A 17,514-nucleotide genomic window follows, 5' to 3' on the forward strand; every position below is an offset into this window, starting at 1 on the left:
GCTAGCGTGCGTGCGAATCCGCGACCCTAGGAAGGCCGTCGATGAAACCCCCGCCACGCACGCGCCCAGCCCCGCTCGCCCTCGTCGCCCTTCTCGCGCTCGCCCTCGTCGGCACCCCGGTCGCGGTGTACCCGACCGGCGCCCGCCCCGCGCACGCCGCCGCCCCCGCCGGCGCCCAGCAGTGGAGCAGCGAACCGTCGGCGGACGTACTCGCCAAGGCCCGCCCCGGCGCCACCCGCGCCGAGCAGTTCTACTTCGTACTGCCCGACCGGTTCGCCAACGGCGACCCGCGCAACGACCGCGGCGGCCTGTCCGGCGACCGGCTCGGCACCGGCTACGACCCGACCGACAAGGGCTTCTACCACGGCGGCGACCTCAAGGGCGTCATGGACCGGCTCGACTACATCCAGGGTCTGGGCACCACCGCCATCTGGCTCGCCCCGGTCTTCAAGAACCGGCCCGTGCAGGGCACCGGCGCCGACGTGTCGGCCGGCTACCACGGCTACTGGATCACCGACTTCACCCAGGTCGACCCGCACTTCGGCACGACCGCCGACCTGAAGAGGCTGGTGAGGCTGGCCCACCAGCGCGGCATCAAGATCTACCTCGACGTGATCGTCAACCACACCGCCGACGTCATCAGGTACGAAGAGGACCAGTACACCTACGTCGACAAGGCCACCGCGCCGTACCGCGACGCCCAGGGCCGGCCGTTCGACGACCGCAACTACGCCGACGGCAGCCGCGACTTCCCGAAGGTGAACACCGACTCGTTCCCGTACACGCCGGCCTTCGCCACCCCCGCCGACGCCCGGGTCAAGGTGCCGGCGTGGCTCAACGACCCGACGATGTACCACAACCGCGGCGACAGCACCTTCGCCGGCGAGAACAGCGAGTACGGCGACTTCTACGGCCTCGACGACCTGTGGACCGAGCGTCCCGAGGTGGTCCGCGGCATGACGAAGATCTTCGCCGACTGGATCGCCGAGACCGGCGTCGACGGCTACCGGCTCGACACCGTCAAGCACACCAACCTCGACTTCTGGCCGCAGTTCAGCCGCGGCATCGAGCAGGCCGCGAAGCGCGCCGGCAAGCCCGACTTCTTCATGTTCGGCGAGGTCTACAGCGGCGACCCCGAGGTCACCTCCACCTACGTCCGGCAGGGCGAGCTGCAAGCCACCCTCGACTTCGCCTTCCAGGAGACCACCCGCGGCTACGTCGCCGCCGACGCGTCGGCGCGTACGCTCGCCGACCTCTACGCCCGCGACGACCTCTACGCCGCCCGCGACACCGGCGCCGGCCGGCTGCCGACCTTCCTCGGCAACCACGACGTCGGCCGGATCGGCTCGTTCATCGCCGGCGGTTCCACCGACCCGGCCACCCACCTGCGCCGCGACCAGCTCGCCCACGAGCTGATGTTCCTCACCCGCGGCCAGCCGGTCGTCTACGCCGGCGACGAGCAGGGCTTCACCGGCCCCGGCGGCGACAAGGACGCCCGGCAGACCCAGTTCGCCAGCCGTACGCCGGACTACCTCGACGACGACCTGATCGGCACCGACGCCACCCACGCCACCGACAACTACGACACCCGCCACCCGCTCTACCGGACCGTCGCCGACCTCGGCAAGCTGCGCCGCGACCACCCGGCGCTGCGGGACGGAATCCAGGTCACCCGGTACGCCGCCGACGGCCCCGGCGTCTTCGCCTTCTCCCGCGTCGACCCGAAGCAGCGGATCGAGTACGTCGCCGCGGTCAACAACGCCGGCACCGCGCAGACCGTCACCGTCGACACCTGGTCGGCCGGGGCGAACTTCCGCGGCGTCCACGGCACGGACGTCACCACCCGGGCCGGCGCCGACGGCAGGCTCACCATCACCGTGCCGCCGCTGTCCGCCGTCGCCCTGCGCGCCGACAAGGCCGTCCCGCAGCCCGGCGCCAAGCCGGCCGTGACGATCAGCGCCCCGGCCGCCGGCGCCGCCGTGGCCACCCGCGCCGCCGTCGTCGCCGACGTCACCGGCGACCCGCTGTCCACGGTCACCGTCGCCGCCAAGGTCGGCGACGGGAAATGGACGCTGGTCGGCACCGCCGACCGGGCCCCGTACACCGTCCACCACGACCTCGACGGCCTGGCCGCCGGCACCCGCGTCGAATACAAGGCCGCGGTACGCGACAGCCGGGGCCGCACCGCCGCCGCCAAGCGCGTCGTCACCGTCGGCACCCCGCCGGTCGCGGAGTCCCGGGACTGGGCGGTCGTGCACTACCAGCGGCCGGAAGGCGGCTACGACGACTGGAACCTCTACGCCTGGGGCGACATCGACCCGGCGTACGTCACGCAGTGGCCGGCCGGGCAGCCGTTCGCCGGGGAGGATCCGTACGGCCGCTTCGCCTGGGTCAAACTGAAGCCCGGTGCCAAGCAGGTCGGCTTCATCGTGGTCGACGGCGACGGCGTCAAGGACGTCGACGCCGACCGGACCATCGACGTGAGCCAGACCGGCGAGATCTGGATCAAACAGGGAGACCCGACCATCTATCCCACCCGCCAGGCGGCCACCGGGCAACCGGATCCGCCCGTCGACGAGAACACCGCGGTCCTGCACTACCGGCGGCCGGCCGGCGACTACGACGGCTGGGGGCTGCACGTCTGGGACGGCGCGGCCAACCCCACCGACTGGTCGGCGCCGCTGCCGCCGGCACAGACCGACGCCTTCGGGGTCACCTTCCGGGTGCCGCTGTCCGCCGGCGCGACCGGGCTGAGCTACATCATCCACAAGGGCGACACCAAGGACCTGCCCGAGGACCAGCGGCTCGACTTCGCCACCGCCGGGCGGGAGGCGTGGCTGCTGGCCGCCACTCCGGGCCGGCTGCTGCCGGTGTCCGCCGGCGCCACCCGCGATCTCGACATCAGCAAGCAGCGGGCGCACTGGATCGACCGGTCCACGATCGCCTGGCAGGTCGGCCCGACCGACGGCCGCCGCTACGACCTGGTCTCCGCGCCGGCCGGTGGACTGTCCATCGTGGATGACGAACTCGTCGGCGAGCACACCACGATCCCGCTGCGGGCCACCCCCAACGGGCTCACCGAGGCGCAGCGCGCGACGTTCCCGCACCTGTGGGCGTACGAGGCACTCGCGGTCGACAAGCGCGACCACGGCAAGCTCGCCGCCGCGCTACGCGGCCAGCTCGTCGTCACCGAACGCGACCACGAGGGCAACCTGATCTCCGCCACCGGGGTGCAGATCCCCGGCGTCCTCGACGACCTCTACGCCAAGGCCACCGACGCCGACCTCGGCGCCACCTTCCGCGGCGGCCGGCCCACCCTCGCCGTCTGGGCACCGACCGCCCGTACCGTCGGCCTCGAACTCTTCGACACCCCGGCCGGCACCCCGCGACAGGTCACCATGCGCCGCGACGACCGCACCGGCGTCTGGTCGGTGACCGGCGAGAAGAACTGGACCGGCCGCTACTACCGCTACCGGATCGAGGCGTGGCAGCCGGCCGTGCAGCGGATCGTCACCGCCTCGGTCACCGACCCGTACTCGGTGGCGCTCGCCGCCGACTCGACCCACACCCAGATCGTCGACCTGGCCGACCCCGGCCTCGCCCCGGCCGGCTGGGACAAGCTGCGCAAGCCGGCCGCGGTGCCGTCCAGCCGTACCCAGATCACCGAACTGTCCGTACGCGACTTCTCCATCGCCGACGACACCGTGCCCGCCGACCGGCGCGGCACCTACCTCGCCTTCACCGACCCCGGGACCGCCGGCATGCGGCACCTGCGCGGCATCGCCGACGCCGGCGTCACCCACCTGCACCTGCTGCCGGCGTTCGACTTCGCCACCATCCCCGAACGTCGCGCCGACCAGGCGCAGCCGGACTGCGACCTGGCCGCCCTGCCGCCGGACTCCGAACAGCAGCAGGCGTGCATCGCCGCCGTCGCCGACACCGACGGCTACAACTGGGGGTACGACCCGCTGCACTACACCACCCCGGAGGGCGGGTACGCCGTCGACCCGGCCGGCGCCGCCCGCACCCGGGAGTTCCGGCAGATGGTCGCCGGGGTCAACAACTCCGGCCTGCGGGTGGTCATGGACGTCGTCTACAACCACACCTCGGCCGCCGGCGCCGACCCCAAGTCGGTCCTCGACCAGGTGGTGCCCGGCTACTACCACCGACTGCTCGACGACGGCGCCGTCGCCAACTCCACCTGCTGCGCCAACACCGCACCCGAACACGCGATGATGGACAAGCTGATCGTCGAGTCGGTCGTCACCTGGGCCCGGGCGTACAAGGTCGACGGGTTCCGGTTCGACCTGATGGGCCACCACCCGAAGGCCAACATGCTCGCCGTACGCAAGGCCCTCGACGAACTGACCGTTCGCAAGGACGGGGTCGACGGCAAGGCGATCCTGCTCTACGGCGAGGGCTGGGACTTCGGCGAGGTCACCGGCAACGCCCGCTTCGTCCAGGCCACCCAGTTCAACATGGCCGGCACCGGCATCGGCACCTTCAACGACCGGCTCCGCGACGCCGTACGCGGCGGCGGCCCGTTCGACGAGAACCCGCGCGTGCAGGGGTTCGCCAGCGGCCTGTTCACCGACCCGAACGGTGACCCGGTCAACGGTGACGAGGCCGCGCAGCGGGCCCGGCTGCTGCACCAGCACGACCAGATCAAGGTGGGCCTGACCGGCAACCTCGCCGACTACCGGTTCACCTCCACCGCCGGCACCCCGGTCACCGGCCGGCAGGTCGACTACAACGGCTCACCGGCCGGCTACACCGCCGCGCCCGGCGAGGCGGTCACGTACGTCGACGCGCACGACAACGAGATCCTGTACGACGCGCTGGTGTACAAGCTGCCGACCGGCACCTCGATGACCGACCGGGCCCGGATGCAGGTCCTCGCCCTCGCCACCGTCGTGATGGGGCAGGGGACCGGGTTCGTCACCACCGGCACCGAGCGGCTGCGGTCGAAGTCGCTCGATCGCAACTCCTACAACTCCGGCGACTGGTTCAACCAGATCCGCTGGGACTGCGCCGACGGCAACGGCTTCGGCATCGGGCTGCCGCCGGCCGGTGACAACCAGGAGAAGTGGTCGTACGCCCGGCCGCTGCTGGCGAACGCGGCGCTGGTGCCGGACTGTGCCGCGGTCGGGCTGACCGACGCGCGTTACCGGGAGCTGCTGCGGATCCGGGAGTCGTCGCCGGTGTTCGGGCTGCCGACCGCCGCCGAGGTGCAGAAGCGGGTGACGTTCCCGCTCTCCGGCACCGCCGAGACGCCGGGCGTGATCACCATGCGGCTCGACGGCCGGGGCCTGGACCGGCAGTGGAAGTCGGTGACCGTCGTCTTCAACGCCGGCCCCGGGGCCGCCAGCCAGAAGGTCGACGGGCTGCGCGGCGCGAACGTCGCCCTGCACCCGGTGCTGGCCGGCTCGGCCGACCCGGTCCTGCGTACGGCGTCCTTCGACCGCGCGTCCGGCACCTTCACCGTTCCGGCCCGCAGCGTGGCCGTGTACGTGGAACGCTGACCCCCGACATCCCCGCGATCTTGCACTTGTCTCCTCCGTTCGTCTGTTATGGGGGGGCGACAAGTGCAAGATCGCGGGGTTCGGTGAAATCCGTTGCCGGGGCGGGGTCACGCGGCGTGCAATTAGCCGTGACCACCGACCACGTACAGACCAACCGTGAGGTCTGGGACAACATCGCCGACTGGTACGCCGAGCGGGCCCCCGGCAACTGGGCGGCCGACGAACCCGACTGGGGCATCTGGAAGATCCCGCAGTCCGAGCTGCCGGTCCTGCCCGCCGACGTCGACGGACTCGACGCGGTCGAACTCGGCTGCGGCACCGCCTACGTCTCCGCCTGGCTGGCCCGCCGCGGCGCCCGCCCGATCGGCATCGACAACTCACCCCGCCAGCTCGCCACCGCCCGCGCCATGCAGGAACGCTTCGACCTGCACTTCCCGCTGATCCTGGCCAACGCCGAGGAGGTGCCGCTGCCGGACGCCTGCGCCGACCTGGCGATCAGCGAGTACGGCGCGGCGATCTGGTGCGACCCGTACCGGTGGATCCCCGAGGCGGCCCGGCTACTGCGCCCCGGCGGCCGGCTGATCTTCCTGGCCAACTCGGTCCAGCTGATGCTGACGATGCCCGACACCGGCGCGGCCGGCGAGACGCTGCTGCGCCCGCTGTTCGGGATGCACCGTCTCGAGTGGCCGGACGAAGGGGTCGAGTTCCACCTGCCGCACGGCGAGATGATCCGGCTGCTGCGGCGCTGCGGCTTCGAGGTCGAGGACCTGATCGAGGTGCGGGCGCCGGAGGGCGCGCAGACCGCGTACGACTTCGTCGGCCTCGACTGGGCGCGTAGGTGGCCGAGCGAAGAGGTCTGGTTCGCCCGCAAGCGCTGACGGGCCGCGCCCCCGGGAAGGGGTAGCTGTCGCGGGCCACAGCGAATTCGGTGTGGATACATCGAATTCGCTGTGGCCGCGAACAGCAACATGTCCCCGGGCCGTAGGGCCCGAGACCCGGCCGGGCCGGGCCGTCAGCCGGTCAGTTCGATCTTCAACAGGTCGATCTGGCCGTACGCGTCGGTCTCGACGTTGCGGACCCGCTCGGAGTGGCCGTAGCTCTCCCGGCCGAAGCGCAGCGGCAGCACCGGCACCTGCTCGGCCAGCAGCGCCTCCGCCTCCTGGTACTTGGTGATCGCGGCGGCCTGGTCGGCGGCCCGGCCAGCCTCGCGCAGCAGCGCGTCGAAGCCGGCGTCGCTGAACCCGGAGTAGTTCGACGAGCCGCCGCTGGCGTACAGCGGGCCCAGGTAGTTCTCCATCGACGGGTAGTCCATCGACCACGACTGCCGGAACAGGCCGACCGGCTGCCGCGCGTCGACCTTGCGCAGCACGTCGCGGTACGTCGGCTCGGCCACCGCCTCGCACTCCACGCCGAGGTTGGTGCGCAACTGGCCGCAGACCGCGTCGACCCACTCGCGGTGGCCGCCGTCGTCGTTGAACGTGATGCGCAGCGCCGCCGGACCCTTCGCCGCCTCGTACGCCGCCCTGGCCTTGGCCGCGTCGAACACGCACGCCTCGCCGCAGGTGTCCGGCCGGGCCCCGGCCACCAGCGGGGAGACGAACGAGCGGGCCGGCGCCTGCTGGTCACCGGAGCCGTCGACGGCGTCCCGGTCGATCGCCATCGAGATCGCCCGGCGCACCTCCGGCGAGGCGAACTCCGGCTCGTACGTCGGGAACGCCAGGAACTGGTACGCGGAGTTCGCGCCGTTGCGCAGCCGGTCGCCGAGCGCCTCCTGCGCCGCGTCCACGCTCGCGGCCGGGATGTTGCGGATCAGGTCGGTCTCGCCGTCGGTGACGTCGGCGAGACCGGCCGAGAGCTGGTCGTAGACCCGGAACTGCACGCCGCGCAGCCGGGGCTTCTCCGCCGGGTAGGCGTCGTAGCGCTCGACCTCGATGGGCGCCCCGCGCTGCCACGTGCCCTTCAGCCGGAACGGCCCCTGGCCGACCACGGCCTGCTCGAAGTCGGGCTTCAGCACCCCCTCGGCCTGCCACGCCGACGCCGGCAGCGGCAGGAACGCGCGGTGCCCGAGCACCGACGGGAACTCGGCGAACGGCGCCGAGAGCCGGACGGTGAAGGTCAGGTCGTCGACCTTGGCCAGGCCGGTGAGCGTACGGGCCTTGGGTTCGGCGGCCGGTCGTTCGCCGTCCGGGCCGTCCGGGTCGATCTTCTGGAGGTCGGCGTAGCCGTCGACCTTCTCGAACAGGTAGCCGCCGGCCTGCCCGTTCGGGCCGTACGCGGCGTGGTTCCAGGCGTTGACGTAGCTGTCGGCGGTGACCTTCTCGCCGTTGTGGAAGGTGAAGTCGGGCTTGAGCCGGACCGTCCATTCCAGGTTGTCCTCGGACTCGACCGACTCGGCCGCGAGCGGCACCGGTCGGTGCTCGGCGTCGAAGCCGACCAGCGGGGTGAACAGCGCGGCCAGCACCTGCGCCCCGTTGGGTTCGACGGTGTTCGACGGGATCAGGTGCGCCGGCTCGGCCAGCCCGACGACGATCGTGTCCGCCGGCACGTCGTCGCCGCCCGTGCAGGCGCTGGCTCCGAAGGCGACGACCAGCGCCGCCGTGGTCCAGGCCGCGACTCTGCGGACCCGCATGAAACCTCCTCGTGGTCGTGCCGCCCCACCCCCTGCGGGACGGCACGGTCGTGCACCGCGGTGGCACGGATCCATCCGGGCACCACGGTGCGGCGCCCGGCGGGTCGCCGGGCGCCTCGTTCGAGCTCGGTACGGGCGTCAGCCGGGCAGTCGGTGACCGGCCTCCCGCTGGGTGGCGAGCCAGCTCTCCACCTCGTCGGACCGCCGGGGCAGGCCCGCCGAGAGGTTGACCGCGCCGGCAGGGGTCACCAGCACGTCGTCTTCGATGCGTACGCCGACCCCGCGCAGTTCCTCGGGCACCAGGTCGTCCTCGGCCTGGAAGTAGAGGCCGGGCTCCACGGTCAGCACGTTGCCCTCGGCGAGGGTGCCGTCGCGGTAGTGCTCCTTGCGGGCGTTGGCGCAGTCGTGCACGTCGATGCCGAGCATGTGGCCGAAGCCGTGCAGCGTCCACCGGCGGTAGACCGACGAGTCGGACTCCATCGCCTCGTCGACGCTGACCGGCAGGACGCCCAGGTCGGCGAGGCCTTGGGCGAGGACCCGCATGCAGGTCAGGTGGATGTCCTGGAACTTCACACCGGGCCTGATCGCGTCCATGCCGGCCTGCTGTGAGGCGTAGACGACGTCGTACACCTGGCGCTGCAGCGGGGTGAACGTGCCGTTGACCGGGACGGTGCGGGTCACGTCGGCGGTGTAGAGGTGCCGGTTCTCCACGCCCATGTCCATCAGCAGCAGGTCACCGGGGCGGGTGGTGCCGGTGTTGCGGGTCCAGTGCAGGATCGTGGCGTGCGCGCCGGCGCCGACGATCGTGGCGTAGCCGACGTCGTTGCCGTCGTGCCGGGCGCGCAGCCCGAAGACGCCCTCGACCAGCCGCTCGCTGACCGGCCGGTCGGCGGGCAGGATCCGGGCCACGTCCTCGAAGCCGCGCACGGTGGCGTCGATCGCGTCCTGGAGCTGGGCGATCTCCCACTCGTCCTTGACCAGCTTCAGCTCGGACAGGACCGCCGCCAGCTCCCGGTCGCGGGCGCCGGCCCGCTTGGGGTCGTACGGCCGGACGGTGGCGTCGACACGAGCGTCGAACCCGCGTAGCACCCGGGTACGCCCCGGCGCGCAGTCGGCCAGCGCGGCCGCCAGCTCGGTCAGCGGCGCGGTCTCCAGGCCCAGTTCGGTGGCCTTCTCGGCCAGCGTGTGGCGGCGGCCGACCCACAGCTCGCCGTCGCGGCTGCGGAAGAACTCGTCGTCGCGGTCGCGGGCCGCCTGCGGCCGGGTGTAGAGGATCGCGTCGTGGCCGCCGCCGTTGGGGCGCAGCACCAGCACGCTGCCCGGGTCGTAGTCGCCGGTCAGGTAGGCGAAGTCGCTGCCGGGCCGGAAGGCGTACTCGGTGTCGTTGGCGCGTACCTTGTCCCGGCCGGTCGGGATGACCAGGGTCTCGCCGGCGAAGGCGGCGGACAGGGCGGCCCGGCGCTTGGCGTAGTTGGGCACCTCCGGGCGTGGGCCGGCGTGCAGCGGGTCGTCCCGCCAGCCCTCGCGCATGAACTGGAGGAGCTTCTCCGGAAAGTCCGGGTCGTGTGACTCGGTGCGTGTCGCCTGCGTGTTTTCGACCCGGTCGTCGCCCATGACGCCTCCCCACTACGTTGCTTGCGGTCCGTCCCCGCAGTAGACGACCGTACCGCGCGCGGGTGGGGGTGGGTCGCCGGTGTCCGGCGATATACGTCAGGTGTCGGGCCGGTGCCGGCGTACGACGGGCGGGACCGTGGAAAGATGGCCGCCATGTGCGGACTTCTGGCCTTCTTCAGCGCGCGCGGCGACGCCGCCGCCCACCGCGACGCGATCGCCGGTGCCCTCGAATGCCTCCACCACCGGGGGCCCGACGAGACCGGTGTGGAGATCATCGGTGACGCCACCGGCCAGTTCGCCGACGCGGTGTTCGCCCACAAGCGGCTGTCGATCATCGACGTGGCGCACAGCCAGGAACCGTTGCCGTACGCGGGTGGCCGCTACCTGTTGACGTTCAACGGTGAGATCTACAACTACATCGAGCTGCGCGAGGAGTTGGCCCGCGAGTTCGGTGCCCAGTTCAGCACCCTCGGTGACGGCGAGGCGATCGTCGCCGGCTACCACTTCTGGGGTGAGCGGGTGCTCACCAAGCTGCGCGGCATGTTCGCGTTCGTCATCTGGGACCGCCTGGAGCGCAGGGCGTTCGGCGCCCGGGACCACTTCGGGATCAAGCCGCTGCACTACCTCCAGACCGCCGACGGGATCTACCTGGCGTCGGAGAAGAAGGCGCTGCTGCCGTTCGCGCACTCGGCGTACGCCGGGGACGCCGGTGTCGACGCCGCCAACCTGTCGCACTACCTGACGCTGCAGTACGTCCCCGAGCCGCGCACCCTGCACCAGGGCATCCACCGGATCGGGTCGGGGGAGTGCCTGACCTGGAGCGTGACGGGCGGCGGCAGCGTCGACGTGCGCCGCTGGTACCAACCGGTGTTCCGGCCCACCCCGCAGCCCGAGCCGCAGCGGCTCTACGACGAGATCCGTGAGGTGCTGCGCGAGAGCGTACGGATGCACATGCGGGCCGACGTGCCGGTCGGCTCGTTCCTGTCCAGCGGCATCGACTCGACCGCGGTGGTGGCCCTGGCCCGGGAGTTCAACCCGAACATCCTGACCTTCACGGTCGGCTACGACGTGCCCGGCTACTCGGAGATCGACGTCGCCCAGGAGTCGGCCCGGCACCTCGAGGTGACCACGATCCCGACGAAGATCGGTCCGCAGGACATGATCGACGCGCTGCCCAAGATCGTGTGGCATCTCGACGACCCGGTGGCCGACCCGGCGCTGGTGCCGCTCTACTTCGTGGCGAAGAAGGCGGCCGAGCACGTCACCGTGGTGCTGTCCGGCGAGGGCGCCGACGAGTTCTTCGGCGGCTACACGATCTACCGCGAGCCGCTGTCGCTCGGCACCGTCAACGGGCTGCCGGACCCGATGCAGAAGGGGCTGCGCGCGGTCTCGAAGGTCATCCCGCAGGGGGTGAAGGGCAAGAGCTTCCTGGAGCGCGGCACCACGCCGATCGAGGAGCGCTACTACGGCAACGCGCGGATGTTCACCGAGGCGGAGAAGCAGAAGCTGATGCGCCGCTACGACCCGAACGTGCGCTACACCGACGTGACCGCCCCGATCTACGCCGAGTGCACCGAACTCGACGACGTCACCAAGATGCAGTACGTCGACCTCTACACCTGGCTGCGCGGCGACATCCTGGTCAAGGCCGACCGGATCTCGATGGCGCACTCGCTGGAGGTCCGGGTGCCGTTCCTGGACAAGGAGGTCTTCGAGGTCGCCGCGAAGGTGCCGGTCGACCTGAAGCTGCCGCCGCGCTCCGACGCCACCAAGTACGCGATGCGCCAGGCCCTGCAGGGGGTGGTGCCGCCGGCGATCGTCAACCGGCGCAAGCTCGGCTTCCCGACCCCGACCCGGGTGTGGCTGCGCGGCGAGATGTACGAGTGGGCCCGCCACGTGCTGGCCACGTCCGGCGCCGGCGAACTGCTGGACCTGTCGTACGCGATGCGGCTGCTGGAGGAGCACAAGCGGGAGGAGGCCGACCACTCCCGCAAGGTGTGGACGGTGCTGATCTTCTGCATCTGGCACGCGATCTTCGTGGCGCGCACGCTCGACCCCGGAATCCAGCGCAACCAGTCGGCGCTGCTGACCAAGCCGGTGGTCGGCTCGATGGTGCACTGACCCGTCTTCGGAACGTACGGCGGCCCGGACCGAATCGGTCCGGGCCGCCGCCTTATCCGGTCACGGTCACACCGTGCAGGTCACCGCCGGTGAGCCGGCGTTGCCGCCGGCGGTGAAGCCGAAGGTGGTCGAGGCGCCCGGTGCCAGGCTGCCGTTCCAGGCCGCGTTGGTCACCGTCACCTGTGAACCGCTCACCGTGTGTGAGCCGCTCCAGAGTGAACCGATGCTCTGGCCGGCCGCCAGGTTCCACTTCGCGGTCCAGTTGCCGATGGTGGAACCACCGGTGTTGGTGATCTTGACTTCGCCCTGGTAGCCGCCGTTCCAGGAGCTGACCACCGTGTGCGTCGCCGAGCAGCCGGAGCCGCCCGGCGGCGGGGTGGTCGGGTTCGGCGGGGGAGTGGTCGGGTTCGGCGGCGGGGTGGTGGGGTTCGGGCCGTTGCCGCCGCGGCCGAGGCCGGAGACCTCGCCGTTGCCGCCGTCGAAGGTCACGTCCGAGCAGCCGAAGAAGTTCTCCTGGCTGTCCGAGCGCACCCAGCGCGAGTAGATGATGTGCCGGCCGCTCTTGCCCGACGGCAGGTTGCCGCTGAAGTAGTAGTGGCCCTCGTTGGTGCCGACCGCGCCGTTCTGCGGCGGGTTGGTCACCGTGAGGAACGGCTGCTCCTCCAGGTCGCTCCAGGCCAGCGGCCGGGTCGGGCTCCAGCTGTTCTTCGTCACGTAGAAGTAGAAGGTGCCCGGGTGGTGCGCCCAGTTGCTGTACCGGAAGTTGAAGTTGGCGCCGGCGGTCAGGTGGGTCAGCGGCCAGTCGGTGCGGGCCGCGTCGTACGCCGAGAACACCGGGTTGCCGCCGCTGCACAGCTGGCCGTCCGGGATGAACCCGGTGGTCCGGCCGTTCGCGTCGGAGCGCAGCACGCTGAACCAGTTGTAGAGCGGGTTGGCGCCGCCCTGGTTCACCGCGGCCGTACAGGCGGGGTTGATCGGCTGGATGTTGCCTTGCGGGCTGAGGCCGTCCTTCCAGCACAGGTAGGTGCGGCTGCCGGGCGCCATGGCGGCGCCGTGCGACCAGGCCGCGGTCTGGTTGACGACCGACACGACGCCGGCGGTCAGCATGGCGGCGGCGGAGAGCACCGCCACCTTGCGTAGAAGTCTCACGACGTTCTCCTTCGAGGCCGGAACCGCGGCGGGGTGGCCGGACGGCCGACGGCACGGTTCCATCGGTTCGCGGGTGTGCTGCGGACCGGCACCGGGTGTCGTGTGCGGTGACGAGCGGCTGCTCCGGGGAGGTCGGAAGCGGGGCGGCTCGGCGGGCACGCGAACGGCGGCCCGGTGTCGGACCTGGGTCTTCGCGTGGCTCCGTGCGTGCCGGTCTGTCGGCGCCCGGTTCACCGGCACCTGTCGGCGCCTGGCTGCCGGGACACCTGTCGGCGCCCGGCTCGCGGGCGCCCTGTCGGCGCCTGGCTCAAGGGCGCCTGTCGGCGCGTTAGCCCCCGCGCCGTGTCGGCCTGGCTATCGCACCACGGATCGGCGCCCGACACAATAGCCGTACTTCGATGTTTCAGGTGGTGGCGTCCTCGAGCGGTGCCAGGTAGCCGCGGATGGCCCGCTTGAGTTCGGTCACCAGAGCGGCCCGCTCCTCGGTTTCCGCCGCGACGATAGGCGGCATCATGGCCTTGACGATCTGTACGACCACGGTCGCCGTCCGGGCGGCCTCGACGGCGGACAGGTGCGGGGCGCGGGCGGTGACCACGGCGGTGACCCGCCGGGTGACCGCCTCGTGCAGCGGCCGGGTCGCCGCCGCGAGCTGTGCCGGCATGTCGGTGTTGCCGAACAGGGACTTGGCGCCCGGGTTGGACACGTTGAACTCGATGAGCGGGTCGAGCATCAGGTCGACGAGTTCGTCGAGCGGCAGGGTGGCCACCGGCCGGTCGGCGAAGGCGGTGGCGTGCGCGTCCCGGGTCCCCTCGACCAGGCGGGCCGACAGGGCCTGCGCGATCGCCTCCTTGTTGCGGAAGAACTGGTAGAGCGAGCCGGGGGAGATCCCGGCCCGGGCGGCGATCGCGTTGGTCGTGGCGGCCTCGTAGCCGACCTCGGCGAACAGGCTCAGCGCGGCATCCAGGATCTCGGCGATCCGGCGTTCGCCGCGGGCCTGCCGGCGGACGGGGCGGGGTTCGGCCACCGCTCCTACCTCCTTGACTAATGCGAGCGATCACTCGTATCTTGCAAAACGCGGGCGATTGCTCGTGTTTCTGACGCTAACAGCAGACGACACAAGGGGACCACCATGTCACCACTCGCCCGGCTCGGCGCGTTCACCGCCCACCGCCGGCGCCGCGTCCTGATCGCCGGACTGCTGCTCGCCCTCGCCCTCGCCGGCGTCGGCGCCACCGCGATGGGAGTTCTGGTCCTCAACCGCTGGGAGGCGCCGGGCAGCGAATCCGTACAGGCCCGCCAACTGCTCGAACGCGACTTCGGCACCAGCAACGCCAACCTCGTCCTGCTGGTCACCGCCGAGACCGGCACCGTCGACACGGCGCCGGTCGCCGCCGCCGGCACCGCCCTCGCCGACGAACTGCGCGCCGAACCCATGGTCGGCGACGTCTGGTCGTACTGGTCCCGGCCCGGTGACCCGACACTGCGCAGCACCGACCAGCGGCACGCGCTCGTCCTGGCGTACGTCGAAGGCGACGCGACCACCACCCGGGCCGAGATCCGCGAGAAGCTGCTGCCGGCGTACACCCGCACGACCGGGCCGGTCAGCGTCCAGGTCGCCGGCTCCGAAGCGGTGTCCAGCCAGGTCAGCGAACAGGCGTCGCGCGACTTCATCCGCGCCGAACTGCTCATCATCCCGCTCATGGCGGTGCTGCTGGTCGTGCTCTACCGCCGGGTACGGCTGGCCCTGCTCACCCTCGGCGTCGGCCTGTTCGCGGTGTTCGGCACCCTCGCCGGGCTGCGTGGACTCGCCGAGATCACCGAGATCTCCACGTTCGCCGCCAACATCACCCTGGTCATGGGCATCGGGCTCGGCGTCGACTACAGCCTGTTCGTCATCGCCCGGTTCCGCGAGGAACTCACCCGCGGCGCCACCGTGACCGACGCCGTGGTGACCACGGTACGCACCGCCGGCCGTACCGTGATCTTCAGCGGGCTGACCGTCGCCGCCGCACTGTCGGTGATGCTCGCCTTCCCGTACTCGTTCCTGCGCTCGTTCGCGTACGCCGGGGTGCTCGTCGTGGTCATGGCGGTGCTCGGCGCCCTCGTCCTGCTGCCGGCGGCACTGGCCGTGCTCGGACCACGCGCGCTGCGCCGCGGGCCGGCCGCCACCGCGACCGCCGAGGAAAGCGGCTTCTGGTACCGGCTCGGCGCCCGGGTGATGCGGCGGCCCGTCCTGTTCGCCGCCGCCGGCCTGGTGCTGGTCGGCGCACTCGGCGCACCCGCGCTCGGCCTGCGGATCGGGCTGCCCGACGACCGGGTCCTGCCACCCACCGCCTCGACCCGGCAGGCGTACGACGAGCTGCGGGCCAACTTCGCCCACGAGGCCAACGACGCGATCCACTTCGTCGCCCCGGCCGGCCGGGCCACCCCCGCCGACGCGGTGGCCCGGTACGCCGGCGAACTGTCCCGGGTGCCCGGGATCGGGCAGGTCAACTCCACCGCCGGCGTCTTCGTCGCCGGCGACCGGGTCTCCGCCGAGCCCGCCGCCGACCGGCTGACCAGCGCCGACGGCCAGCGGCTGGAGGCGATCCCGACCCGCGAGGTGCTCGCCGGCACCGACGTCACCGGGCTGATGGAGCGGCTGCGTGCCGTACCGGCGCCGTTCGGCGAGCTGCTGATCGGCGGCTACCCGGCCGAGCTGACCGACTTCCGGGCCACCCTGATGGACCGGGTGCCGCTGGTCGGCGTACTCATCCTGGTCGTCACCTTCGTGATCCTCTTCCTGATGTCCGGCAGCCTGCTCATCCCGGTCAAGGCCACCGTCCTCAACCTGCTGAGCCTGGCGGTGATGTTCGGCGCGCTCGTCGTGATCTTCCAGAACGGGGCGCTGGCCGACCTGCTCGGCTTCACCCCGATCGGTACGGTCGACCCGACCTTCCCGATCCTGATCTTCTGCGTCGCATACGGCCTGTCCATGGACTACGAGGTCTTCATGCTGTCGCGGATCAAGGAGCGGTACGCGGCGACCGGCGACAACCGGCGGGCCGTCCTCGAAGGCATCCAGCGCAGCGCGCCGCTGGTCACCGCCGCCGCGGTCATCCTCGCTTTGTCGTTCTCGCTGTACGCCACCGGCGAGGTCATGTACCTCCAGATGGTCGGCATCGGCGTCGCGATCGCCGTCCTCGTCGACGCCACCATCATCCGGGCGATCCTGGTGCCGGCCTTCATGCGTCTCGCCGGCCGGGCCAACTGGTGGGCGCCGGCCCCGCTGCGCCGGTTGCAGTGGCGCCTCGACCCGCACCGTACCGACCCGGCGCCGGTGGGCGGCGTGGTGTCGGTCGACGGCGCGGTGCCGGCTGGCGGTGCGGGCTCGGCTGGCGGTGCGGGCTCGGCTGGCGGTGCGGGCTCGGTGGGCGGCGTGGTGCCGGCCGGCGGGGCGGGCTCGGTGGACGGGGCGGGCTCGGCCGGCGGTGCGGTGCCGGCGCGGCGCCGGTAGGCTGCCGGGCCGGCGCGTCGGTCATAGTGGACAGGTCGACCGGTGAGGAGACGCATGCGGTACGCGGTGGTGCTCGGTGAGGCCCTGGTCGACCTGCTCGAAGCTGAATGCGAAGGGGAACCGGTCTACCGGCGGGTGATCGGAGGCGCGCCGCTCAACGTCGCGGTCGGCGTCGCCCGGCTCGGCGGCACCGTCGAGTTCGCCGGCTCGCTCGGCGACGACGTGCTCGCCGACCGGATCCGCGAGTTCCTCACCGCCACCGGAGTCGGGCAGCGGGGCACCGTCACCGTCGCGGCGCCGACCACGCTCGCGGTCGCCACCTTCGCCGGTGCCGAACCCGACTTCCGCTTCTACGGCGAACCCGCCTCGTACGGGCTGATCGACGCCGACGCGCTCGACGCCGACCTGGTGACCGGCGCGGCCGTGCTCTACTGCGGGTCGATCGTCCTGCTCCAACCGCTGGCGCTGGCCGCCGCCCGGCGCGCCTGGGCGCTGACCGGCGGACTGCGCGTCTTCGACCCGAACATCCGGCCCCGGCTGCTGCCCGACCTGGCCGCCTGGGACCACCAGCGGGCCGTCGTCGCCGAATTCGCCGCCACCGCCCACCTGGTCAAGCTCAGCGCCGCCGACGCCGACGCGCTCTACGGCGAGGATCCGGAGCAGGTCGCGTCCCGGTTGCTGGGGCTCGGCGCCGAGGTGGTCGTCGTCACCCGCGGGGCGGCGGGAGCACTGGTCGCGTACGGGACGGAGACCGTGGACGTGGCGGCCCCGGTGGTCGACGCGGTCGACGCGACCGGTGCCGGTGACTCGGTGATGGCGGCGCTGATCGAGGGGTTGCTCCGCGACGGGCTGCCGGCCGGCCTGGCCGGCTGGCGGGTACGGGTCGACTTCGCGCTGCGGGTTGCCGGCCTGGTCTGCGAGTCTCCCGGCGGCGCCGCCGCCATGCCCACCCAAACCGAAGTAAGAACCCGCTTCCCCTAACC

At 71.9% G+C, this 17,514-nt stretch carries 9 protein-coding genes; 5 read left to right on the forward strand and 4 right to left on the reverse strand.

All coding sequences use genetic code 11. The annotated features are described in order from the left end of the window. Positions 1-41 precede the first annotated feature (41 nt). Entirely contained in the window at positions 42-5,522 is a 5,481-nt protein-coding gene (pulA, locus tag QCD66_RS10305) for a pullulanase-type alpha-1,6-glucosidase (RefSeq protein ID WP_375736046.1), read from the forward strand. A 128-nt stretch (positions 5,523-5,650) separates the two neighbouring features. Continuing rightward, on the forward strand, positions 5,651-6,400 hold the full coding sequence (locus QCD66_RS10310; protein WP_375737270.1) for a class I SAM-dependent methyltransferase: 750 nt from the start codon (positions 5,651-5,653) through the stop codon (positions 6,398-6,400). Positions 6,401-6,534: 134 nt separating this feature from the next. Here the strand turns inward: QCD66_RS10310 and QCD66_RS10315 are convergent, their stop codons facing one another. Together QCD66_RS10315 and QCD66_RS10320 are read right to left on the reverse strand one after the other, a co-directional pair. Then, on the reverse strand, positions 6,535-8,151 hold the full coding sequence (locus tag QCD66_RS10315) for an ABC transporter substrate-binding protein (RefSeq protein ID WP_375737269.1): 1,617 nt from the start codon (positions 8,149-8,151) through the stop codon (positions 6,535-6,537). Positions 8,152-8,289: 138 nt separating this feature from the next. Then, a complete protein-coding gene (locus tag QCD66_RS10320; RefSeq protein ID WP_375737268.1) occupies positions 8,290-9,765 on the reverse strand; it encodes an aminopeptidase P family protein in 1,476 nt (491 codons plus the stop codon). A 153-nt stretch (positions 9,766-9,918) separates the two neighbouring features. On the opposite strand from QCD66_RS10320, the gene asnB reads away from it, so the two are divergent. Further along, positions 9,919-11,886, forward strand: a complete 1,968-nt coding sequence (asnB, locus tag QCD66_RS10325) for an asparagine synthase (glutamine-hydrolyzing) (protein WP_407567091.1) — start codon at positions 9,919-9,921, stop codon at positions 11,884-11,886. A gap of 66 nt (positions 11,887-11,952) precedes the next feature. On the opposite strand, the gene QCD66_RS10330 is transcribed toward asnB, so the two are convergent. Then, positions 11,953-12,993, reverse strand: coding sequence for a lytic polysaccharide monooxygenase (locus QCD66_RS10330; RefSeq protein WP_364215604.1), 1,041 nt, complete (start codon positions 12,991-12,993; stop codon positions 11,953-11,955). Positions 12,994-13,438: 445 nt separating this feature from the next. Next, a complete protein-coding gene (locus tag QCD66_RS10335; RefSeq protein WP_375737184.1) occupies positions 13,439-14,059 on the reverse strand; it encodes a TetR/AcrR family transcriptional regulator in 621 nt (206 codons plus the stop codon). A 105-nt stretch (positions 14,060-14,164) separates the two neighbouring features. On the opposite strand from QCD66_RS10335, the gene QCD66_RS10340 reads away from it, so the two are divergent. Together QCD66_RS10340 and QCD66_RS10345 are read left to right on the forward strand one after the other, a co-directional pair. After that, on the forward strand, positions 14,165-16,531 hold the full coding sequence (locus QCD66_RS10340) for an MMPL family transporter (protein ID WP_407567092.1): 2,367 nt from the start codon (positions 14,165-14,167) through the stop codon (positions 16,529-16,531). A 54-nt stretch (positions 16,532-16,585) separates the two neighbouring features. Continuing rightward, complete coding sequence (locus QCD66_RS10345; RefSeq protein WP_375737199.1) at positions 16,586-17,512, forward strand: carbohydrate kinase; 927 nt, start codon at positions 16,586-16,588, stop codon at positions 17,510-17,512. Positions 17,513-17,514: the final 2 nt, after the last annotated feature.

The sequence above is a fragment of the Polymorphospora sp. A560 genome (assembly GCF_045781765.1).
Lineage (GTDB): Bacteria > Actinomycetota > Actinomycetes > Mycobacteriales > Micromonosporaceae > Polymorphospora > Polymorphospora lycopeni.